Source organism: Mycobacterium sp. P7213, assembly GCF_900604305.1.
Classification (GTDB): Bacteria; Actinomycetota; Actinomycetes; order Mycobacteriales; family Mycobacteriaceae; genus Mycobacterium.
On the sequence record NZ_UWOA01000018.1, the window covers coordinates 1 to 21956 of the forward strand.

At 65.2% G+C, this 21956-nt stretch carries 18 protein-coding genes and 2 pseudogenes; 11 read left to right on the plus strand and 9 right to left on the minus strand.

The annotated features are described in order from the left end of the window. Positions 1-136, minus strand: a pseudogene (locus EJK91_RS08735) (IS256 family transposase); the annotation flags it as partial. Between the two features lie 117 nt (positions 137-253). Here EJK91_RS08735 and EJK91_RS08740 point away from each other — a divergent pair. Continuing rightward, positions 254-709, plus strand: a pseudogene (locus EJK91_RS08740) (HNH endonuclease signature motif containing protein); the annotation flags it as partial. Between the two features lie 210 nt (positions 710-919). After that, complete coding sequence (locus EJK91_RS08745) at positions 920-3838, plus strand: MMPL/RND family transporter (protein ID WP_125078726.1); 2919 nt, start codon at positions 920-922, stop codon at positions 3836-3838. A 111-nt stretch (positions 3839-3949) separates the two neighbouring features. Here the strand turns inward: EJK91_RS08745 and gjpA are convergent, their stop codons facing one another. Both gjpA and EJK91_RS08755 read right to left on the minus strand, forming a co-directional pair. Then, positions 3950-4864 carry an outer membrane porin GjpA gene (gene gjpA / locus EJK91_RS08750; RefSeq protein ID WP_125078727.1) on the minus strand — a complete coding sequence of 305 codons (915 nt, stop codon included), beginning with the start codon at positions 4862-4864 and terminating at the stop codon, positions 3950-3952. 53 nt (positions 4865-4917) lie between these two features. After that, entirely contained in the window at positions 4918-5769 is an 852-nt protein-coding gene (locus EJK91_RS08755) for a class I SAM-dependent methyltransferase (protein ID WP_125078728.1), read from the minus strand. A 184-nt stretch (positions 5770-5953) separates the two neighbouring features. On the opposite strand from EJK91_RS08755, the gene EJK91_RS08760 reads away from it, so the two are divergent. Genes EJK91_RS08760 through EJK91_RS08790 form a run of 7 tightly spaced genes read left to right on the plus strand, consistent with a single transcriptional unit; the run spans position 5954 to position 15073 of the window. Beyond that, positions 5954-7381: a PPE family protein gene (locus tag EJK91_RS08760; RefSeq protein WP_369797588.1), complete on the plus strand. Its 1428-nt coding sequence runs from the start codon at positions 5954-5956 to the stop codon at positions 7379-7381. A gap of 19 nt (positions 7382-7400) precedes the next feature. After that, on the plus strand, positions 7401-8270 hold the full coding sequence (gene scoE, locus EJK91_RS08765; protein WP_125078730.1) for a (3R)-3-[(carboxymethyl)amino]fatty acid oxygenase/decarboxylase: 870 nt from the start codon (positions 7401-7403) through the stop codon (positions 8268-8270). Further along, entirely contained in the window at positions 8267-8809 is a 543-nt protein-coding gene (locus EJK91_RS08770) for an FcoT family thioesterase (RefSeq protein ID WP_125078731.1), read from the plus strand. The genes scoE and EJK91_RS08770 overlap by 4 nt, the downstream gene beginning before the upstream one ends. Positions 8810-8832: 23 nt before the next feature. Next, complete coding sequence (gene fadD10, locus EJK91_RS08775; RefSeq protein WP_125078732.1) at positions 8833-10389, plus strand: fatty acid--CoA ligase FadD10; 1557 nt, start codon at positions 8833-8835, stop codon at positions 10387-10389. Positions 10390-10393: 4 nt separating this feature from the next. Continuing rightward, entirely contained in the window at positions 10394-10627 is a 234-nt protein-coding gene (locus EJK91_RS08780; protein ID WP_125078764.1) for an acyl carrier protein, read from the plus strand. Beyond that, positions 10620-14705 (plus strand): AMP-binding protein, encoded by a 4086-nt coding sequence (locus tag EJK91_RS08785; protein WP_125078733.1) that lies wholly within the window; start codon positions 10620-10622, stop codon positions 14703-14705. The genes EJK91_RS08780 and EJK91_RS08785 overlap by 8 nt, the downstream gene beginning before the upstream one ends. 35 nt (positions 14706-14740) lie before the next feature. After that, entirely contained in the window at positions 14741-15073 is a 333-nt protein-coding gene (locus tag EJK91_RS08790; RefSeq protein ID WP_125078734.1) for a heavy-metal-associated domain-containing protein, read from the plus strand. Positions 15074-15104: 31 nt separating this feature from the next. Here EJK91_RS08790 and hpt read toward each other — a convergent pair whose 3' ends face one another. From hpt to dacB, 4 genes are read right to left on the minus strand one after another with little or no spacing between them, the layout of a single operon-like run. Further along, complete coding sequence (gene hpt / locus EJK91_RS08795) at positions 15105-15731, minus strand: hypoxanthine phosphoribosyltransferase (RefSeq protein ID WP_125078735.1); 627 nt, start codon at positions 15729-15731, stop codon at positions 15105-15107. Positions 15732-15760: 29 nt separating this feature from the next. Next, a complete protein-coding gene (gene tilS, locus EJK91_RS08800) occupies positions 15761-16723 on the minus strand; it encodes a tRNA lysidine(34) synthetase TilS (protein WP_125078736.1) in 963 nt (320 codons plus the stop codon). Then, on the minus strand, positions 16702-17745 hold the full coding sequence (locus EJK91_RS08805; RefSeq protein WP_125078737.1) for a zinc-dependent metalloprotease: 1044 nt from the start codon (positions 17743-17745) through the stop codon (positions 16702-16704). Before EJK91_RS08805 ends, tilS begins: the two co-directional genes overlap by 22 nt. Continuing rightward, entirely contained in the window at positions 17742-19118 is a 1377-nt protein-coding gene (dacB, locus tag EJK91_RS08810) for a D-alanyl-D-alanine carboxypeptidase/D-alanyl-D-alanine endopeptidase (RefSeq protein ID WP_125078738.1), read from the minus strand. The genes EJK91_RS08805 and dacB overlap by 4 nt, the downstream gene beginning before the upstream one ends. An 80-nt stretch (positions 19119-19198) precedes the next feature. Here dacB and EJK91_RS08815 point away from each other — a divergent pair, with 80 nt between their 5' ends. Next, positions 19199-19687 carry an inorganic diphosphatase gene (locus tag EJK91_RS08815; RefSeq protein ID WP_024441707.1) on the plus strand — a complete coding sequence of 163 codons (489 nt, stop codon included), beginning with the start codon at positions 19199-19201 and terminating at the stop codon, positions 19685-19687. Between the two features lie 53 nt (positions 19688-19740). Here EJK91_RS08815 and EJK91_RS08820 read toward each other — a convergent pair whose 3' ends face one another. Next, entirely contained in the window at positions 19741-20424 is a 684-nt protein-coding gene (locus EJK91_RS08820) for a TetR/AcrR family transcriptional regulator (protein ID WP_204368851.1), read from the minus strand. Between the two features lie 111 nt (positions 20425-20535). Between EJK91_RS08820 and EJK91_RS08825 the strand changes: the two genes are divergently transcribed. Beyond that, complete coding sequence (locus EJK91_RS08825) at positions 20536-20973, plus strand: nitroreductase/quinone reductase family protein (RefSeq protein ID WP_024441709.1); 438 nt, start codon at positions 20536-20538, stop codon at positions 20971-20973. On the opposite strand, the gene EJK91_RS08830 is transcribed toward EJK91_RS08825, so the two are convergent. Then, positions 20962-21951, minus strand: coding sequence for a TerC/Alx family metal homeostasis membrane protein (locus EJK91_RS08830; RefSeq protein WP_046300265.1), 990 nt, complete (start codon positions 21949-21951; stop codon positions 20962-20964). The two genes, EJK91_RS08825 and EJK91_RS08830, sit on opposite strands and share 12 nt — an antisense overlap. Positions 21952-21956: the final 5 nt, after the last annotated feature.

The following is a 21956-nucleotide window of genomic DNA, read 5'->3' on the forward strand; positions in this document are numbered from 1 at the left end:
GTCTGTCTAGGGCCCGTTCCAGCACGGATTTGGTGATAGCGGCCAGCAGCCCGTCGGGGCCATCAAGCGGCGTTCCAGAGGCTTCGGCGTCAGCCAGCAGCGCATCCACGGCTGCCGGGGGCAACAACTTCGACAGCTTTTCGGCAGCGGCGTTCGAATCAGAGGTCGGCAAGATGATCTCTCCTGTCCGGTGGTAGCAGCCTGCCACCACCATTCAGGCCAAACCACTTACACAGTCAATGAGACACGCCCCCCGGCCCTGGACTGCGACATCGACCACACGATTCCTCGTGGCGACGGCGGTGTCACCCATCCATCGAACCTCAAATGCTATTGCCGCACACATCATCTGGTGAAAACCTTCTGGGGGTGGCGAGATCAGCAGTTGCCCGACGGCACGCTGATCCTGACTTCGCCGTCGGGGCAGACCTACGTCACCACCCCGGGCAGTTCCCTGCTGTTCCCGCATCTGTGTGCACCCACCGGGGAACTGCCAACACCGCAGCGACGCGACGATGACCGCTGCGGCGACCGCACCGCCATGATGCCCCGCCGCCGACGCACCCGCGCCCAACACCGCGCGGCCCGCATCGCCACCGAACGCAACCAAAATCACAAGGCCCGCCAAGCACGACGCGCCGCCCGCCAAGCGACCTGGTTTCCGACCCTGACCCCGGCTACCCAAGACGACGACCCGCCGCCCTTCTAGCGCGTCTCAGCCCAGAAAACCTCCCGCGGCAGGCGTGGGAACTTTCCCTGTGTCTCATCCGACCCATTAGGCGATGACTTGCGCCGACCACCTACTGCTGAATACGACAGGTGTCCGAGCAGAGAGGAACAGCGCTGTAGGAACTGTTCGCCCCCGGGGTCATGAACCTCGTCATCGACTAGTGGTGCCCACTTGAAGTTGCCGCCATCGATGAGATCGTCTGCTGGTCCTGAGATCACATCGCCTGCAACGGCCCCGCCTCCCCGGGAAGAACGCTCCGTCGTCGCCAGATGGGTTCGGCGGTTTGCCGTCCTGATCATCTTTGGCTGGGTCGCCTTTGTCGTCGTCCTCAGCACCGCGGTGCCACCGCTCGAAGTCGTAGGCCAGATGCGCTCGGTGCCGATGAGTCCGGATTTCGCGCCGTCGGTGACCGCGATGAAGCGGGTCGGTCACGTCTTCGACGAGTACACCTCCGACAGTTCGGCGATGATTCTCCTCGAGAGCCGACAGCCACTCGGCGATGATGCGCACCGCTATTACGACGCTCTGATCAGCAGGCTCAGCGCCGACACCGCTCATGTCGAGCATGTCCAGGACTTCTGGGGTGATCCACTGACCGCCGCCGGGGCGCAGAGCAACGACGGCAGGGCGGCCTACGTACAGGTCTACCTGGCCGGCAACCAGGGCGAGACGCTGGCGAACGAATCGCTGGAGGCGGTCCGCAATCTCGTCGCCGAGGTGGACGCCCCACCGGAGGTGACCACGTATGTCACCGGCCCGGCGGCGCTGGCGGCCGACGAGCAGGTGGCCGGTGACCACAGCGCGCAAGTCATCGTGGGTCTCACCTTCTTGGTCATCACCGCGATGATTCTTTTGGTGTATCGGTCAGTGAGCACCGGGCTGATTGTCTTGGCATTGGTGTTTCTGGCACTCGCCGCGGCGCGCGGCGTGGTGGCCTGGCTCGCGTACTTCCATCTCATCGGCCTGACGACTTTCGCAACGAACCTTCTGGTCACCTTGGCCATAGCTGCCGCGACCGACTACGCGATCGTTCTGGTCGGCCGCTACCAAGAGGCCCGCACTGCAGGTGAAGACCGTGAGACGGCGTACCACACCATGTTCGACGGCACGGCGCACGTGATCCTGGCCTCGGGATCGACGATCGCCGGCGCCACATTCTGTCTGCACTTCACGCGGCTCCCCTATTTTCAGACGCTCGGTATCCCCCTGGCCGCCGGCATGGTCGTCGCCATGCTTGTGGCGCTGACCCTCGGTCCGGCAATCATCACCGTCGCCAGTCGGCGCGGGCTGCTGGAACCCAAGCGGGCGATGCGGATCCGCGGCTGGCGCAAACTCGGTGCGGTCATCGTTCGTTGGCCGGCTCCGGTTCTCGTGGCGAGCATGGCGCTGACCCTTATCGGTCTGGTCGCCCTGGCGGGCTACCGCACCAGCTACAACGAACGCCGGTACCTACCTGCGGACCTGCCTTCCACCGCCGGCTATGCGGCAGCCGAGCAGCACTTCTCCGCCGCGCGGATGAATCCCGAAGTGTTGCTGGTGGAGACGGATCGGGATCTGCGTAATCCGGCGGACTTCCTGGTGATCGACAAGATCGCCAAGGCGGTTGTGCGGCAACCGGGGATAAGCCGGGTACAGACGATTACCCGGCCGGCTGGCACACCGCTGAAGTTCAGCACGCTGCCTGCTCAGCTCAGCCTTCAGGGCACCCTGCAGGTCCTGAATCAGGGCTACCTGCGGGACCGAATGAGCGAGTTTGGCTCAAGCGCCGAAGACCTGCAGCGCAGCATCGACACCATGCAGCGGATGCAGCTGTTGATGACCGAGATGAGCGCCACCACCCACAGCATGGTCGGCAAGACACACCAATTGGCCGACGACACCGCGGAATTACGCGACCACCTCGCCGACTTCGACGATTTCATGCGGCCGCTGCGCAGCTACCTATACTGGGAACCACATTGCTTCGGCATCCCGGCATGCTGGTCTCTACGATCGATTTTCGATGCCCTCGACGGCCCCGACGTGTTGACCGGCGACATCGATCGATTGCTGCCCGAACTCGACCGGCTCGATGCGCTAGTGCCACAAATGATTGAGCAGTTGCCCGGACAGATTCAGGCATTGACGTCGACGAGGACGACCATGCTGACCATGCTCTCCGCGCAGAACGGCCTGCTCGACCAAACCGCGGTCATGCTGGACAACCAGTCGGCTATGGGCACCGCTTTCAACGACTCGAAGAACGACGACACGTTCTATCTGCCACCGGAGGTGTTCGGCAACCAGGAGTTCCAGCGCGGCCTGAAGGTGTTTGTGTCACCTGACGGCCACGCCGTCCGGTTCATCGTCACCCATGACGGCGATCCCCTGACACCGGAAGGGATCAAACACGTCGACGGCATCAAGCAGGCCGCCAAGGAGGCGATGAAGGGCACGCCGCTGGAGGGGTCGAAGATCTACGTCGGCGGTACGGCATCGGTGTTCAAGGACATGCAGCAGGGCAACAACTACGACCTGCTGGCGGTCGGGATCGCCGCACTGTGTCTGATCTTCATCATCATGCTGGTCATCACCAGAAGCGCGATCGCCGCCGCGGTGATCGTCGGAACCGTGCTGGCGTCACTGGGGGCGTCTTTTGGCCTGTCGATCCTGTTGTGGCAGCACATTATCGGCTTGGAGCTGCACTTCATGGTGATGGCGATGTCGCTGATCATCCTGCTGGCCGTGGGCTCGGACTACAACCTGCTGTTGGTGGCGAGGTTCAAAGAGGAGATCCACGCCGGGCTGAACACCGGAATCATCCGGGCGATGGGCGGCACTGGCTCGGTGGTGACCTCGGCCGGCGTGGTGTTCGCCCTGACGATGCTGTCGATGGCCGTCAGTGATCTGACAGTCGTGGCACAGATCGGAACGACGATCGCCATCGGTCTGCTCTTCGACACCTTGGTGATTCGCTCGTTCGTGATGCCTTCTCTGGCTGCCCTGCTCGGCAGGTGGTTCTGGTGGCCGCAACGGGTTCGCCCGCGTCCATTCCCGGCCCGCTGGCCGAATCCGAATACGGTTGGGCAGCGCGAAGATGCACCACCAGCGCCACAAACCGTGGGCTGATCCAACCTTTGGCGGCGACGACGTTCCGCGGCCAGTCGTGATCGCCAAAAGCGGGCGCTTCCGGTATGGAGCGCCCGCTTTGGGTGACTACTGCCCGAAAATGACTTCTTGTCAGCCCATCCCGGCGGCGAACATCTCCACCAGATTGACCAACGACGCGATGAGCCCGACACCCTCACCCGGGGCCAGGTAGGGCATTCCCATCCCCTGCATCTGCAGATCGAGACCAAGCGAGTTGTAGAGCGAACCGCCGACGTTGCCGGCGTCTGCTTCTCCCGGCGTGAGCAGACCGCCAAAGGCGAAACTGGCGCCGAGGACCGCATTGCCTTCCGGAACCTGCAGAACGTCGTTCAACAACGGCACCAACGCATCGAGGTCTAACGTTGCCCCGTTGAAGAACGCGCCCACGACGTTGGCCGGAGCGGCCAGCAGCCCTTGCAACGCCGCCTCGAGGTCTCCCGCGCCGACACTGTCGACGATCGATCCGATGCTGTTGATCAGTTCTACCCCGGGGCTGACAAGCGGGCCGATGAGCCCCATCAGGACACCGCTGAGCGGCGAGGACAACAGGGTCAGGAACGTTGCCGCGGGTTCCACCGGGTCGATCTGCGGGATCCCCATGCCGAAGTCCATCCCGGCCAGATACTGCAGGCCCCAAAGATGATTCCAGTCGAGGGTCTGAGCGGCCAACTCCGAACCCTCTGGCGTTGCCACGTCGACACCGAGGAACGTCGCCGCAGCGAACTGCCCTTCCAGCGTGTCGGTAAACCCGCCTAGAGCGTCCTTGATCGCGTCAAAGACCTGCGACCCGTTGGCCACCGTCGCGTTGAGGACATCCACCCACGGACCGAACGGGTCGATCGAAGCGGCGAGTTGCACCGCGGGCGTTGCGGTGCCGCCAGACAGCGCGGGGGTCGCGGGGCTGACCGCGAGTATTCCGGTAACGGCTAACGCGGCGCCGGCGACCATCAATCCCCGATTGCTGAGTTGTGCTGTGCTGACCTGAGAGTGGCGAAACTGTGTCATGACCAATAAGTCGAGCCGATATGAAAAAAGTTCCAGGCTTCGATAAGAATCACTCAAGTCCCCGGATTCTTGTGGCTGACATCACACCCCGGGCGGGCGAATTCGACCAGGTTGGTCGGGGCGCGGAACCGGCTCAGGAGCTTGGACCGATAGGCCAACGCAAGTGCCCTGCCGACCACCCTGCCTCGCCCGGGCGGTACACCCAGCTCAGAGACAGCGTGAACGCCAGGCACCGCACGCAGCTCGCAGTAGTCCTTCGCCGTGAACCAGAAGGGCATTGGAGGCGCCGTGTAGTTGTCGCTGAGCTTGATCCCGCGACGCGAGCGTGAGTAGGAGCTCAGCAGTCTCGGGACACTGTCGAAGATCATCCGGCCGCCCGGAAACCTCTCGGCGCAGGCGGCGAGCAGAGCAAACACCGCTTCGCGATCCAGATACTGCAACAACCCCTCGGCCGTGATCAACACCCCGGCGGAGTCGTCGACCTGGTCCATCCACGAGTAGTCGAGTGCCGACCGGGCACACGAGCGCAGCCGGTCTGATGCCGGCAGCAACAGTTCGCGAAGTGCGATGATGGGTTCCAAATCCACCGAAAGCCAGTTCAACTGGCCGTTGTCGACACGCCAGAAGCTTGTCTGCAGACCCTCCGCAAGGGCAACGACAGTCGCGCGGGGATGCACCGCCAGGTACTCGCGGGTGGCCTGGTCGAACACCAATGCCCGCATCGCGGTGGCCTGGTGAGTCCTGCCGAAGTCGGCGTAATCGTAATCAAGACTGTTGAACAACTCGATCGCCATGGGATCGTCGATCACCCCGTCGGGCCGCTTAGCCTCGGCCGCCCGCTGATACAGCGTGAGCAATGCCGTCTCCGATATCCCCTCAAGATGACGGGCGTCAATGACTGGCACGCCTTCAGACCGTACCCGCCGGACCCCCGTGAGTCGCTGCGAGAAACCTAACCGTGATCGACCGGAACTTTTTGATTCTCACATCCGACCACCTCGGTGGCGGGAACTGGCCCGCACCTTGCGTTCCGCGCAATCCACGACATCAGAGGAGGTGCCATCCTTGACCGCCCCGATCTGGATGGCAATGCCTCCCGAAACGCACTCCGCCATGCTTGCCGCCGGACCAGGGCCAGGACCTCTCTTGGCAGCCGCCGCGGAATGGCAGCGGCTCAGCGTCATCTACGACGACACCGCCGCCGGACTGACCCGGGTACTGGCCGCGGTGCAAAGCAGCCACTGGCAGGGCCCGAGCGCCACGGCGTATCTGTCCGCGCACACCCCGTACCTGACCTGGTTGGAACAAGCGGCCGCCGACAGTGCCACGACTGCTGCACAACACCAGACGGCTGCCTCCGCATACAGCGCCGCAGTGGCCTCGATGCCCAGCCTCGACGAGCTGGCCGCCAACCACGCGGTTCACACGGTGCTGCTCGCCACGAACTTCTTCGGAGTGAACACCGTCCCGATCGCCGCTAACGAGGCCGACTACACGCGGATGTGGGTGCAGGCCGCCGAGACCATGTCCGTATATCAGGGCACCGCCACTGCAGCCGTCGCAGCGAACCCGCAGATCCGGCCCGCTCCACCCATCGTCTCCAACCCCGCCGCGGCCACCTCCCCAGCAGGCGCTGAAGACCCCAATTGGCTACAGGAGCTGACCCGCCTCATCACTGAACTTCTCGACAATGCCGGCAATGTCGAAGAATTGCTGCGCATCTTCGAGGACTTCTTCCAGAACCTGGGTTTCAACCCGGTGATCGCTACCTTCTTGGCGGCGGTCGCGTTGATCGCCTACGACGTGTTGTGGTATCCCTACTACGCGTCATACGGCTTGCTGCTGTTGCCGTTCTTCGCTCCCGCGCTCAGCGCGCTGAGCGCCTTGAAGTTGCTGCCGCTGCTGAACGGCCAACAGATCCCGGCTGATAAAGGACCAGCCATCGTCGCTCCGTTGGCCGGTGAGGGAAGCGTGGACATCCCCGTTACGGCGATTGCGGCACCGCCCGCTGCGGCCGGCTCCTCCGCTGGCCTGGGCGGCACCGCCGGTGCACCAGGACCGAGCGCACCCGCCGTCATCCCGAGCCCCGACGGCGTTGCCGCGCTGATCCCCTATGTCGTCTCCGGCTGGGGACCACCCGGCGTCGAGACCGGCCCCAAAGACGATATGACTGCCTCCAACAGCGTCGCGGCTTCCAGCCGCACGACCGCTCCGCGGACCGTCGCCGCTGATGTCCGCGGCCGGCGCAATCGACGCAGCACAGGGCGGGTTCGTATGCACGGCAACCGTTACGAGTTCCTCCAAGCTGGCGACGGCGCTGTCATGGCCACGGAGTCCGATGCCCGCCCCGCCGAACGCCCCGAGGCCATCGCGGCAGTGGTCGCCTCCACTCGCGCCGCTGGACTCACGGGACACGCTGACGAGATCCGGCGAGTACCGATGTTGCCCACCAGCTGGAGCGCCTCCGACCAGGTGGAGCAACTGACCCAACCGATGAAGGAGGGAAAAGAAGAATGAGCAAGGAAAGCCACCTCGGATGACACTGACCGTCACCGGCACCGGCCTTGGAGCGCAGATCACCGGGGTCGACCCCACGGACCTGAGCACCATCAGCCGCGACGAAATTCGCGAGATCGTATATACCAACAAGCTCGTCATCCTCAAAGGCGTTCACCCATCGCCGGAGCAGTACCTGCAGTTGGGCAGGATCGTCGGCGACATCGTGCCCTACTACGAATCGATGTACCACCATCACGAGTTTCCGGAGATCTTCGTATCTTCCACCGAGGAACACCAAGGCGTTCCGCGAACCGGCGCGTTCTGGCACATCGACTACATGTTCATGCCGGAGCCGTTCGCGTTCTCGATGGTGTTACCTCTGAGCGTTCCCGGAGCCGACCGCGGAACCTATTTCATCGACCTCAGTCAGGCCTGGGCGTCGGTACCCGCCGCGTTACAGGACGCCGCCCGAGGAACGTTGAGCACTCATGATCCCCGGCGGCACATCAAGATCCGCCCCGACGATGTATACCGGCCGATCGGGGAAGTGTGGGACGAAATTACCCGGACCACACCGCCCATCAAATGGCCGACCGTGATCCGGCATCCGAAGACCGGCGAAGAGATCCTCTACATCTGCGCGTCGGGGACCACTCGAATCGAAGACCAGGACGGGCGGGAACTGGATCAAGAAGTCCTGCAACAGCTCATGGAGGCGACCGGGCAACTTGACCCGGATTTCACGCATCCCTTCATCCACACACAACACTACGAGGTCGGAGATATCATCTTGTGGGACAACCGAGTTCTGATGCATCGTGCCAAACACGGCAGCTCTGAAGGAACTTTGACGACGTATCGACTGACCATGCTCGACGGCCACCAGACTCCGGGATACGCAGTATGAGCACTGTCGCTTCATCCCATACCACACTAAGCGATGCAGCACCGATCGCCGAAGACGTGCTGGCCACCGTATTGGAGCCGTATACCTACAAGAGTTGTCGGTATCTGGTCGATGCAGTGTCGCAAGCAAGCGCTGATTCTGTGCTAGCTCAAGGTAATTTCGCGATCGCCGAGTCTGCCTACATCCGTAGCACTGGGCATTTCAATGCGGTCGAGTTGGTGCTGTGCTTCAACCAGCTCGCTTACAGCGCTTTCGCGCCGGCTATCTGCGATGGCGTCATTCCGGCCTTCCGCGGCTGGGGGCTCGAAGATTATTGCAAGCATCAGCTCTCCAGCATGTTCATCAGGAACTCATCGTCACTGTTCAAAAGGCCGATTGATGCCAACAAGTTCAGCGCCAGGCTGGAATGCCGAGACTTCGAGATCGTGCAACGCACAGTGCGTTATCTGCGGGTGCCGTGCGCTATCGAGTTCTGGGACGAACACGGCGGCTCGGCGTTCGGCGAGTTCGAACTCGCCGCTCTGAACATCCCCGGCTGACAAACCAGAATAGGTTCGCAGACATGATAAGTCCGGTCCCCAGCTCCGTACTGGATCGCATTGTCGAACACGTACGCCAGCGGCCAGCTGCCATCGCGTTACGCCGTTGCGACGGAAGCAGTCCGCTGCGCTACAGCGAGCTGGCTGCCGAATGGGAGCGCCTGGCAGTAGCGCTGCAGGCGAGTGGGGTGTCGCCGGGTTCTCGCGTACTGGTTGTTTCCGACAACGGACCGCAGACATACTTGGCGGTCCTTGCCTGTGCCCGACTGGGCGCCATAGCTGTTTTGGCGGACGGCAATCTGCCCATTGCCACCGTCGAACGGTTCGCCGATCTCACGCAACCCGCCGCAATTCTGTGTACCGAGGGTGCCCGTCTGTCCCTTTCGGACCCGCCGGAGTCCCTCGCCGCGGTACCGACACTGTCGGTTGCCGAAGACAGCCCCTCGCGCACAGACCTCGGCGTGCTCCCGAAGCCGAACACCGGTGCCGATGACCCGCTGGCGATGATCCTCACCAGCGGCACCACCGGCGAGCCGAAGGCTGTGCTGCTGGCCAATCGGACCTTCTATGCCGTCGCCGACATCCTGCGGGAGACCGGCTTGACGTGGATCGATTGGGTGATAGGCGAAGTCGCGTACTCGCCGTTGCCGGCCACGCACATCGGTGGCCTGTGGTGGATTCTGAACTGCCTGATGCAAGGCGGTACATGCGTCACCGGAGGTGAAGGGTCAGCGTCGCTGCTGGAGATACTCACGACCAACGAGGTCGCTACGGTTTGCCTGGTCCCGACACTGCTCTCACGTCTGGTCGCCGAGCTGAAAGTAACCGGCACATCGATGCCGCCGTCGCTGCGATTTCTCGGCTATGGCGGATCGCGGGCTATCGCATCCGACGTGCAATTCGTCGAGGCCGCGGGGATACGCACCGCGCAGGTCTATGGACTGAGCGAAACTGGTTGCACCGCAATGTGTCTTCCCACCGCACCGGGGTCGATCGCCGCCATCGAGGCAGGCGCGGTCGGACGACCCTACCCCGGCGTGCAGGTTCACCTCGACGGCGATGGCAGCGGACCGGCAGGCCCGCCGGCCGCGTCCGGAACCTTGTGGATCAAGTCGCCGGCAAACATGCTGGGGTACTGGAACAACCCGGGCCGGACCCACGAAGTGCTGAGCGACGGGTGGGTGAACACCGGTGACCTACTCGACGAAGGCAGCGACGGGTACTTCTACATCCGGGGGCGTGCTTCGGAGATGATCATCTGCGGCGGAGTCAATGTCGCTCCTGACGAGGTTGATCGCATCGCAGAATCCGTCCCGGGAGTCCACGAGGCAGCGTGCTACGAGATCCCCGACCCGGAGTTCGGAGCTCTCGTCGGCCTCGCAGTGGTCGCGCCGGATGTACTGGACGAGGCCGGTGCTCGCAGCCTCAAAAAGGCCATTGCAGCCCGATACCGCAGTGAGGTGGAGTCCGCCGCCCGCCCGTCGCGGATCGTCCTGGTGAGCAGCATTCCGCGAACCCAGTCCGGCAAAGTCATGCGCACGTCCCTGGCCGCAGCGATCGACTCCCGCGCACATGGTTGAGACCATCCGTCAGCGGGTCCTCGCCGCGGTCTGCGACGTGCTCTACATCGACGACGCCGACCTCTTCGACGGCGACGACACCGATCTTCGCGACCTCGGCCTGGACTCGGTTCGATTCGTCTTGTTGATGAAGCGCCTCGGAGTGGATCGCGATTCTGAGCTGCCAGCACGCTTGGCGCGCGATCTTTCGATCGCCGGCTGGGTCGCCGAGCTGGAAGATCCCGGCCCGCATGCCTGACTCCCCTTCCCCGGCGCCCATTCCGCTATCTGTCTCCCAGCAGAACATCTACCGGGGTGTGCTCCAGGATGCCGATCCCACGCTGTATCTGATCGGCCGCCGGTATCGCTTGTCGCCCATACCGCTTCCCCGGTTCCGGTCCGCGTTGGCAGTCGCTGTCCAACGCAACCCGGTGCAATTGTGCGTTCTCGAACAGGACGAAGCCCAATATCCTCACCTGGTTCCGCGGCTGCGGACGGAAGATCTAATACGAATGCCCAATGAAGACACAGAGCTGCTTGTGCAGGAATGGCATTCGGGCATTCATTCCCGCCCCTTGGTGCGCTACAGGATGCATGTCAATTCGAGCGGCGACGTCACGGGCTTGGATATGCACGCACACCACCTTCTGCTCGACGGTGGCGCGACTGGGCTGATCGAAGCCGAGCTGGGCCGCAACCTGTCAAACCTGAGCTCCGAACTTCCCGACGTGGCCGCCGAGCTTGAGCGCCTGGCCGACGCCCACCGCCGCGAAGCCGAACTAGTTGCCGCCGCACAGCAGCGGTTGACCGAATCGGTGCAGCGGGAGTTGGCAGGCGCGGCAGCCACTGGCGGCTATCCGCAATCGCCACCGACGTCAGGAAGTGCTCGCCGAGGGGTACTGCGCGAGTCCATCCAGGTCACTGGATCCGCCTACGAAACGCTCACGAAACTAGCTGCCAGGGAACAAGTCCCGTTACATGTGTTGGTGACGGCAGCCGCCGTCGCCGTCGACGCGGGCCGTCGAAGCAATACCGATGCCTTGGTGGTGCACGCCATCGACAATCGGTTCGGTGAGCCAGCTCTTGACGTGGCCACCTGCATCGTCAACTCGGTTGCCCAGTCCGTTCGCTTCCCAGCATTCGCCTCAGTGCGAGATCTGGTGGCCAATGTAGACCGCGGATACGTCAAAGCGGTGCGGCGGCGCTGGTTCCGGGAGGAGCTATATCGCCGCATCTATCTGACGATCAACCGGACTCCCGAGACCGACGCCTTGGCGCTCAACTTTCTCTCCGAGCCCTGCGCGCCCGAACTGCGACCGTTTCTCGACGGTATGCCGACTACGACAGATATCGGACCGATCGAGAGCCTGACGATCGCAGCCGTTCAAGACGATCCGCACCAGATCCTGACACTGTCGATCTGGGAGGGCGATCACCAGAAAGACCGACCCCAATCCCTGGGCATCGCAGCCGAGATCGCCCAGGTGTTGCTGAAAATGCCAGCCCAGTGGAATCAGCCCGTCGCGATGAGTGTTAACCAGTGGTTCGAGGTTCACACCGACGGTAGGTGCCATTCCACCGATATCCCGCCCAGCCCAACAGGGCCGGAAGTGTCGGCATGGTTTCTCGACCCGAACGCCGATATCGACAGCTGGCGGCAGCGCCGTAAGTATGTCGATTCCTGGATCGCTTGGCTGGTGAGTTCCGGCGTCAATCCCGGTGAACTGTTGGTGTTCAACGACGATCACACCGACAAGACCATCGATCTCTTGGTCGCCTGCCATCTGGCCGGTTGCGGCTACAGCGTCTGCGAGCACGCCGACGAAGTCGCAGGCCGCATAGCCGCCATCGGCTCGGAAGCTGGGCTTTCAGCACGATTGGTCGACGTCAGCAATGCCGACCTGCCGGCACAGCCCATCGGCCTGCCGGACCGACATCAACAGGTCCGCGACGACGACCACTTGGCACAGCGGATCGCCTACATCATGCCGACTTCGGGGTCGACCGGCAGCCCCAAACTGGTGCCGATCACCCACGGCGCACTTGCCATCTTCTGCCGCGGAGCGCGCCAGGCCTACGGATGGCAACAGCACGACACCGTCCTGCAATGTTCGCCCCTTACTTCAGACATCAGTGTCGAAGAGATTTTCGGCTCCGCGCAATCCGGCGCCACTCTGGTTCGCTCGGCGGCAACTCGAACCGGAGATCTCACGCAACTGGGAGAAGACCTGACGCGCCACCGCGCTACCGTCCTCGATTTACCCACGGCCATCTGGCATCTGTGCTGCGACCAACCCGACATGCTCGCCACCCTGGCGGAATCACGCGTGCGCCAAGTCGTGATCGGCGGAGAGGCGGTTCGCTCCCGCGCTGTCGAAAGGTGGCAGGCGTTTCGCGGTGTTTCGGACATCGCGCTGATCTCAAGCTACGGCCCCACCGAGGCGACTGTGGTGGTCACGTACCTACCGATGAACGGGGTCGAGTCCAGTTGTCGGCGGCGCCTGGGCCAGCCGCTGACCGAAAACACCGTCTTCGTTGCATTCGGTGAGGTGGTTTTGCTCGGCGACGAGGTATCTCCGGGATACCTGGGTAAGGCCAGCCCCGACTTTGGCACCGTGCTGTCTGTCGACGGTCCACCACTGCGTGCGTTCGCCACCGCCGACCGGGTGAGCTTTGCCGACGCGGGCTTCCCGGTATTTGCGGGTCGCAAGGACGCGGTGGTGAAGCTTGCCGGCAAGCGCGTCGACACCGCCGAAATCACCCGGCTGATCGCCGAGGATCCCGCGATCTGCGATGTTGTCCTGGAACCCGCCGAGACACGGCTCGAAGTTTGGTTTACCAGTCTGCTCAGCCGTGAGGGAGCCGCCGACCCCGCAACCGAGCAGCGAATTCGCGGAGTGCTGCGGGCCGCCCGGGTCCCCGGATTCGCAGTCTCGGCAGTCGCGGAGATTCCCCGCAAGCCCGGCGGCAAGGTCGATTCCGATCGTCTGCCCAAAACTCAACCGCAAGACACCGGCACCGCGCCGGCCCAAGCAATCGGCCTGGCTCAATTGTGGAGTCGGCACTTGGACCGCGACCTGCGGCCGGATTCGTCACTGCTGGCCGAAGGTGTCGGCTCGCTGGACCTGATCCGCATCCTGCCGTCCACCCGCCGCTACCTCGACCGGCACGTGTCATTGCTGGACGTAATCAGCGCCGACAGTGCCCGCCGGCTCATCGAAAGCACCGACGGAATGGGAATGGACGAGGTCACCGCGGCCGAGATCGGCGACGATCTCGCCGGCCTGGCCCCGGCACTGCCCTACCCCGCGCCAAGCCCGAGCTCCGCGAACAGCGGCACCGTCGTGGTACTCGGCGCCTCAGGAATCTTGGGTACCGGTTTTGCTCGAGCTGCGACCGAGCTGCGCGCTCACGGATTCGATTCGGAACTGGTCTTGGCCACTACCTCCGAACTGCCCGATGTTGGTCCCTGGCGGGAGCTGCCCGGGGTCGACGGCGTTCGCATAGAACACATTGCCCCGGAAAGCATTCCTGAGCTGATCCGCACCACCCACGCTGCGACCGTGGTCAACGCGATCGGCAATACCAATGTGGTTGTGCCCTATCGGGAGCTGCGGCCGGCCAATGTCCAAGCGGTATCGACCATCGCTGCAGCCTGCGCGGCACAGGGCGCCCAGCTGGTGCATCTGTCGACGTCAGTGGTGAGTCCGCAACCGGCAACATCGCGGGTTGTCGATCCGCGTGCCGCGCCTTATCCCTACGCGGCGTCCAAGTCGCTGGCCGAGCTGATTGTCGCGCGCAACGCTGGCCATCTGGCCTTTTCCCTTGTGCGGCTGCCCCGGGTGTTGGGCGAGCCGCACCAACTGCGGACATCGGCCGACATTCTGGTCGCACTTGCCGATGCCTGCTCAGCAGTGCGCGCTTACCCCGCCGTACGGCTGACCGAGGAAGTCACCAGCAACCGGTCAGCAGCGGCAGCGATTCTGGGCATGCTGTCGGCACCCGTGGGACGCACCGTCACCGTGCTGCGGGGAACACCCGTCGAGTACTCGGAATTTCTGGCTCACTTCGGTTCGCGCGAATACGACGTCGAACGCTGGAAGCAGCACTTGGACACCAGCGACTGGGCCAGACGCAACCCGCGCCGGTGGGCGGTTATCGACGCCTGGCTCACATTGGGCCTGCGCCTGGGGGGACGGTCCTACGCGCAATACCTTGCTGACCACGCCAGTTTGGACCTGCAGGTCGATGCGGTCACCGAATTGACCGCCCCGCCTTCGCGGCTGGTCGAGCTGGTCGCGCACGGCTGCGGCGTGGAACCCGACAGCCCTTTCTGACGACCACTAACAGAGGACCTGCAGAAGGAGAAGCCTTGTCCGAAATTCGACGGATCCAACTCGACGTGACCGGTATGACCTGCCGGATGTGTTCGGCGCACATCGAGCTGAAATTGAACTCGATCGACGGAGTGCGGGCCTCGGTGGACTTTCCGAGCGCGACTGCCACCATCGACGCCGATTCCGCCGTCAGCGTCGCAGAATTGTGCGGGGCCATTGCGGACGCCGGCTACCAGGGCGAGCTGGCATCGGAACGGGCCCTCACGGCTGAGGATGCGCAGATCGCCGGCAGCGCCATAGGGCGAATCGCGAGCCTGACTCGATTCCTGTCGCGGGGCCGACGCAAGCCGACGATGCACCAGCTCTGAAGATCCGCTGCCACCGGCCTTCTGACGGGGCTCAGCCCTCATACACCCGCGGGTCCAGGGTGCCGATGTACGGCAGGTCGCGGTAGCGCTCGGCGTAGTCCAGGCCGTAGCCGACCACGAAGTCGTTCGGGATGTCGAAGCCCACGTAGGCGATGTCGACGCCGGCGCCCAGCGCGTCGGGTTTGCGCAGCAGAGTGCACACCCGCAGGGAACGCGGCCGGCGGGTGGCCAGATTGCGCAGCAGCCACGACAGGGTCAGGCCGGAGTCGACGACGTCCTCGACGATCAACACGTCGCGGTCGCTGATGTCGCGGTCGAGGTCCTTGAGGATGCGCACCACCCCAGACGACGACGTCGACGAACCGTAGGAGCTGACCGCCATGAACTCGAACTGCGTGGGCAGCGGAATCGCCCGGGCGAGATCGGTGACGAACAGCACCGCGCCCTTGAGCACGGTGATCAGCAGCAGGTCGCCGCACTCGGCACGGCCATCGGCGTACTCCTCGGCGATCTGCGCGGCGAGTTCGGCAGTGCGGGTCTGGATCTGCTCCTCGGTCAGCAACACCGATTTGATGTCACCCGCGTACAACTCAGGTTTCTCCCCCGGCAAGATCGCAGCCACCAGCACAGCGTGCCATGGCAAGAGTTCGACAACCAACTGCAGCGGAGGAAATTCCCGTCCGGGGCTCAGACCGGCTCGGCGCGCAGCCGCAGTAGGCCGTCACTGCGAACCGCGAACAGCCGCTGTCCCCGCAGGTCCGATCCGATAGCCACCCCGCCCTGGCCGCGCCAGGCGGTCACCAGCCGGTCCACCGCGCGGATCTGAAGATCGGTCAGGCCGCGGCCACCACCGCCGATCAGCCAGCGCCGGATCACTGCCAGGCGCACCGGACCCGCCAAGGCCGCCAGTGCAGCAGCGTCCAACGCGGCGCCCGCGGTGGCGCCGGGCAGCGCCTGCTCAGCCAAGGCATCGATGAGCTCGGTGTTCTCGCGCAGCGCGATCGCCGTCCGGGCCAGGGCTTCGGCCACCCCGCCGCCCAGCACGTCTTCCAACAGCGGCAGCACTTCGGCGCGCAGCCGCACCCGGATGAAACGACCGTCGCTGTTATGCGGATCCAGCCAGGGCGTCAGCCCCAGTTCGGTGCAAGCCTGCGCGGTCAGTGCGCGCCGCACCCCCAGCAGCGGCCGGCACCATGGCGGGTCGTACGGCCGCATCCCGGCCATCGACCGGGCTCCCGAACCTCGGCCCAGCCCGAGCAGCACTGTCTCGGCCTGATCGTCGAGCGTGTGTCCCAGCAACACCGGGTTCCGACCGCGGCCCTCGGCCAGTGCGGCGTAACGGGCGGTGCGCGCCGCGGCTTCCGGACCACCCTCGGTTCCGACGGTCACCGGAATAACTTGTGCATCAACGCATCCCAGTTCGAGTGCCTGACGGCGTGCGGTCTCGGCCACCTGAGACGAGCCGGCTTGCAGGCCATGGTCGACGATCAGCGCGGTGGTGGGTCGCATCCGGGCGGCGACGGCCGTCAGCGCCAGCGAATCCGGTCCGCCCGACAACGCGACCGCCCAGCCTCCCGCCTGCGGCAGATACTGCTCGGCGAACGCCCCCAGTGCGGCGCGCAGCGCGGCTACAGCACCCGGTCGATCCACCGCTGCGGCTCTTCGATCTCGGCGGGCAACGGCAGGGTGTGCGGACTCGCCCACACCGCGTTGAACCGGTCCATGCCCACCCGGCCGACCACGGCGTCGACGAAGGCCTTGCCGCGGGTGTACTGGCTCATCTTGGCGTCGAGGCCCAGCAACGCCCGCAACAATCGTTGCAGCGGCGGCTGGCGGCGCCGCCGGCGTTCCTCGAAGCGACTCCGAATGGCCGCCACCGACGGCACCGCGAGCGGCCCGACCGCGTCCATCACGTGGTCGGCGTGACCCTCGAGCAGCGTGCCCAGCATCAGCAGCTGGTCCAGCGCGGTGCGTTGCTCGGCAGACTGCACCGCCCGCACCAGGCCCAGAATCCCTGACGGGCCCGGCGATTCGGCGTCTCCCCGGTGGCCCCGCAGGTGGTCCGCCAGCCGGCCCACCACCTGGGTGAGGTCCGGACTGTTGTCACCGGTCAGTACCGCCAGGGCATCCGACATGTAGCCGGCCAGCCACGGGTTGGCGCTGAACTGCGCGCGATGGGTCACCTCGTGCAGGCACACCCACAACCGGAAGTCGGCCGGCGTCACCTGCAGCTGACGCTCGACGGCCACCACGTTGGGATAGACCAGCAACAGCGCCCCGCCGCCTGCACAGAACGGGTCATATTGGCCGAGGATGCCCGAGGACACGAACGCCAACACCGCGCCGGTCTGCGCCCCGGTCAGCCGGCTGGTGAGGAAACCGGCGGGCCGCTCCGAGCCGCCCATCATCACCCGCATCGATTCGGCGGCGGCGGCGATCCACTGCCGCCGGTCGACCACGCGGGCGTCGGGGACGGGGCCGTCCAACTCTTCCCGGCCGAGACGGGTGACCTCTCGGACCAGGGGTTCGGCCGCGCGGGCACTGGCGTGCAGTTCCTCGACGACCTGGCAGCGTGTGTAGTCGGTCATCGGCGGCGCGGGGCGTGCCAGCCAGCCACCGACCGTCGCGGCGAAGTCGAAGTCCACCGCGCTCCCCACGTCGGACCCGCTCATCCACACCCGCAGGTTCGCAGCACCGCCGCCAGCGCGTCGATCGCCGTCCGTCCGGTGGGTCCGGCGTCGTTGGAGATGAACGCAAACGTCAGCACCCGCTGGTCGCGGTCGGTGACGATTCCGGCCAGCGCATTGGTGCGGGTCAGCGAGCCGGTCTTGGCCCGCAGCCAGCCGGCCGCACCGTGCCCCGTCTTGGGGTTGAGAAACCTCTCGGACAGGGTGCCGCTGCCGCCGGCGACCGGCAGCATGTCCAGCAGCGGACGCAACTCGGGCAGGTCCGGTCCGGCGGCCGCCTGCACCACCGCATCGAGGGTCCGCGCCGACAACCGGTCATCGACCGACAACCCGCTGGAGTCCTGCAGGTTGGCTCCACTGACGGCGATGTGGGCGGTGGCCAGCCGGTTGATCACCGCGTCAACCGCTCCGGCAAACGAGCGCGGCCGGCCCATCGCCGCTGCCACCTCGCGGGCGATGGATTCGGCCATCACGTTGTCCGAGGCGTTCATCATCTCGCCGAGCCGGACCACCAGCGGTGCCGATCGGACCGCGCCCAGCTCGCGGCCGGTCACCGACGACGACGCGATGCTCACATTGTCGGGGTCGACACCCAACTGCGCGGCCAGCGCCTTTCCGGCGTCCAGCGCAGGTGTAGTCGATCGCCGGGACTCAACGGTGGTCGGCTGCACGCGGCCACCGTCGACCATCACCGCCTCGATCGGGGCGATGTCACCGCCCTCGATGTCGTCAGCGTCCCAGCCCTGGGCCATGGTCGGGCCGGTGAACGCCGACGTGTCGACCTGCACCTCGGTGACGCTCACCCCGCTGCGGCGCACCTGATCGGCCAGATCGCTGATGCGCGCGGCTTCGCGATACCAGGTGTCCTGGCCGACCTCGGCCGTCGACAACGTGGGATCGCCGCCTCCCACCAGCACCACCACTCCGGGCTGATCGCTTGCGGTCACCCGGGTGGTGACCCGGGCATCCCGATCCAGCGCCAGCAAGGCGGCCGCTGCGGTGAGCACCTTGTTGGTGGACGCCGGCTGCATCGGCAGGTCTTCCTGCTGGGTCCACAGCGCCTTGCCGGTCAACGCGTCGGTGATGCGGCCGGTAAGCCGGCCCAGATTCGGGTCGGCCAGCGCCTGGGCCATGGCTGCGGCCAGTGCACTACCGACCGGCACCGGGGCGTCGTCGGAGACCGGCACCACCCCGGGCTTGGCGGACGCCACCGGTGCCGGCGACACCACACGCGCACCTGCGCCGGATTCGTCCGGGAGCACAACGACCGCCACGACCACCACGGCGGCGGCCAGCGCCAGCACCGCGGCCGCGATACCCAGATGGGCGCTGCTGTGTCGCCACCGAGTGGGTTGCATGTCTCTCCTCCCCTGTCAGGCGCAATTGTGCCGGACGGGCGGAGTCCGGGCGTGAATCCGGGCCGCTCTAGACTGACCCGGTGCAATTCGACGTGACCATCGAAATCCCCAAGGGCCAGCGCAACAAGTACGAGGTCGACCACGCCACCGGGCGGGTCAAGCTCGACCGCTACCTGTACACGCCGATGGGCTACCCCACCGACTACGGCTTCATCGAGGACACCCTCGGCGAGGACGGCGACCCGCTGGACGCGATGGTGCTGCTGCCCCAGTCGGTGTTCCCCGGTGTGCTGGTCGAGGCACGCCCGGTAGGGATGTTCCAGATGACCGACGAAGCCGGCGGCGACGCCAAGGTGCTGTGCGTGCCGGCCGGTGACCACCGGTGGGACCACATCCAGGACATCAGCGACGTACCGGCCTACGAGCTGGACGCGATCAAGCACTTCTTCGTGCACTACAAGGACCTGGAGCCGGGCAAGTTCGTCAAGGCCGCCGACTGGGTTGACCGTGCCGAAGCCGAGGCCGAGATCACCCGGTCGATCGAGCGGTTCAAGACCTCCGGTCACTGATCCGGCGGTTTAGCGAGGCTCGACGAAGGAGAGCCGAAGCTGGGACCGCCGCGTTAATCCGGCGGCTGGGTCAGCATCCCCAGCAGCAGCGCGAGCTGGGCGTCGAACACCGCCCGCGGTGCCGACAGGGTGTCCTCGCCGTACCCGCCGAACACCTCCAGGCTGACCGCGCCCACCAGGGCGGCCCACAGCAGGAAGCATTTGACGACGACGGCATCGTCGCCGGGAAAGCCGAACTCTTGGCGGAGTCGCTGGAAGTCTGACGATAACGGTTGCGCTGCATCGTTTTTCCCGGACGTGATCTCGCCGGCCGCGATGCCCGCAGCGATCGCTTCGAAGAACGCGCCGACGACCCGGGTGCCCGGCGCAACGGTCTGCTCGGCCGGCGCGTGATAGCCGGGCACCGGGCTGCCGTACAGCAGCGCCCACCCGGCCGGATGAGCTAGCGCCCAGTCCCGCACCGCGTGGGCGATGGTGACGATGTCCTCGCGCCACGAAGCCGATGCGCGGGTGCGGCCCACGGAATCGGCCAGATCGTTGTAGGCGTCGACCAGCAGCAGGGTGATCAACTCGTCACGGCTGCCCACGTACCGGTAGATCGCCGAAGACACCATGCCCACCTCGCGGGCGACTGCTCGCAGCGACAGCCCCGCCGCCCCGTGGGTGCGCAGATGACGCCGTCCGACCTCGATGACCTGCGCCTCGATGCGTTCCCGCGACTCCTGCCGTTTTCCCACGGCACTAGTGTGACAGATATGAGAGCAGTGCTCTTGATTTGCCCCCTACGATGTGCCACGATCAGAAAAACGAGAGCGCCGCTCTCGATATCGCGAGCAAGGGGAACACCCATGACCGCCGGATACGACCGACCCAATGCAGCCGCCCGCATCGCCAGTACGGTGATCCGCAAGCTGGCCGAAACAGGGATCAGCATCGCTGGCACCCGCGCCCTGTCCGTGCGCGGCCGCAAGAGCGGCAAGCGTCGTGGTGTCGTGGTCAATCTGCTGACCGTCGACGGAGTGGACTACCTGGTGTCGCCGCGCGGCAACACCGAGTGGGTTCGCAATGTGCGAGCCGCCGGCGAAATCCAGATCGGGCCGCGGCGGCGTCCGACGCCGGCCCAGGTCACCGAAGTGGCCGACGACGACAAGCCGGAGGTGCTGCGCCGCTATCTGAAGCGGTGGTATTGGCAGGTCAAAGGCTACGTGGCGGAGCTGACACCGGATTCCAGCGACGACGAACTGCGGATCGCGGCGCCGTCGATTCCGGTCTTCTCACTCCACTGAGGTAGCTCCGCGGGTCCGGTACAAACTGGCCCCCGTCGTCAGCAGCAACACCGCCACGACGACCCCCAGACTGACCGGGGTCGGGATCTCCGGGACATTGAGCGGACGGCCGGAATTGATGAACCACACCTCGTTGGTGCGCAGGGCGTGCAACACCATGCGCACCCCGATGAAGCCCAGGATCAGCGCCAGTCCCTGCGACAGGTACACCAGCCGGCTCAGCAGCTTGCCGAGCAGGAAGAACAGCTGCCGCAGTCCCATCAGGGCAAACACGTTGGCGGTGAACACCAGGTACGGCTGGCGAGTCAGCCCGTAAATGGCCGGAATGGAGTCCATCGCGAACACCAGATCGGTGGTACCCAGCGCGAGTGCGACCAGAAACATTGGGGTGATGGCCCACGCTCCGGCGTTGTCCCGGACGAAGAACCGCACGCCGGCCCAGCGATCGGTGGCGTTGAAATGGGTTCGCGCAAACCGCACCACGGCGTTGTTGCCGCCCTCGCCCTCCCCGTCGCCGGTGGGGTCGGAATGACGCAGCAGTTTGATGGCGGTGTAGGCCATGAATGCGCCGAAGACATAGAACGTCCACGACAACCGCTGCACGGCGACCCCGCCCAGCGCGATGAATACCGCCCGGAACGACAGCGCCAGGATGATGCCGACGAACAGCGCCTCCTGGCGATACTTCTTGGGCACGTTGAAGCTGTTCATGATGATCACGAACACGAACAGGTTGTCCACCGACAAGCTGTACTCGGTCAGCCAGCCCGCGTAGAACTGCATGCCGTACTTCGCGCCGTGAAAATGCCACACCCAGATGCCGAAAGCCACCGCCAGCCCGATGTAGCACGACAGCCGGATCGCGACTTCGCGTATCGACGGCTCGTGTACGCGGCGGGCCACCAGGAACAGATCGAAACCGAGCACCGCTCCCACGCCCGCGAATGTCACCAGCCATTCCAACAGCGACGGGTCCAACGGGG

Coding starts and splice junctions, on each gene's coding strand:
- EJK91_RS08745 (WP_125078726.1), top strand. CDS start 920: ATGAGATCGTCTGCTGGTCCTGAGATCACATCGCCTGCAACGGCCCCG.
- gjpA (WP_125078727.1), bottom strand. CDS start 4,864: ATGACACAGTTTCGCCACTCTCAGGTCAGCACAGCACAACTCAGCAAT.
- EJK91_RS08760 (WP_369797588.1), top strand. CDS start 5,954: ATGCCTCCCGAAACGCACTCCGCCATGCTTGCCGCCGGACCAGGGCCA.
- scoE (WP_125078730.1), top strand. CDS start 7,401: ATGACACTGACCGTCACCGGCACCGGCCTTGGAGCGCAGATCACCGGG.
- EJK91_RS08770 (WP_125078731.1), top strand. CDS start 8,267: ATGAGCACTGTCGCTTCATCCCATACCACACTAAGCGATGCAGCACCG.
- fadD10 (WP_125078732.1), top strand. CDS start 8,833: ATGATAAGTCCGGTCCCCAGCTCCGTACTGGATCGCATTGTCGAACAC.
- EJK91_RS08785 (WP_125078733.1), top strand. CDS start 10,620: ATGCCTGACTCCCCTTCCCCGGCGCCCATTCCGCTATCTGTCTCCCAG.
- EJK91_RS08805 (WP_125078737.1), bottom strand. CDS start 17,745: ATGAGCGGGTCCGACGTGGGGAGCGCGGTGGACTTCGACTTCGCCGCG.
- dacB (WP_125078738.1), bottom strand. CDS start 19,118: ATGCAACCCACTCGGTGGCGACACAGCAGCGCCCATCTGGGTATCGCG.
- EJK91_RS08825 (WP_024441709.1), top strand. CDS start 20,536: ATGACCGCCGGATACGACCGACCCAATGCAGCCGCCCGCATCGCCAGT.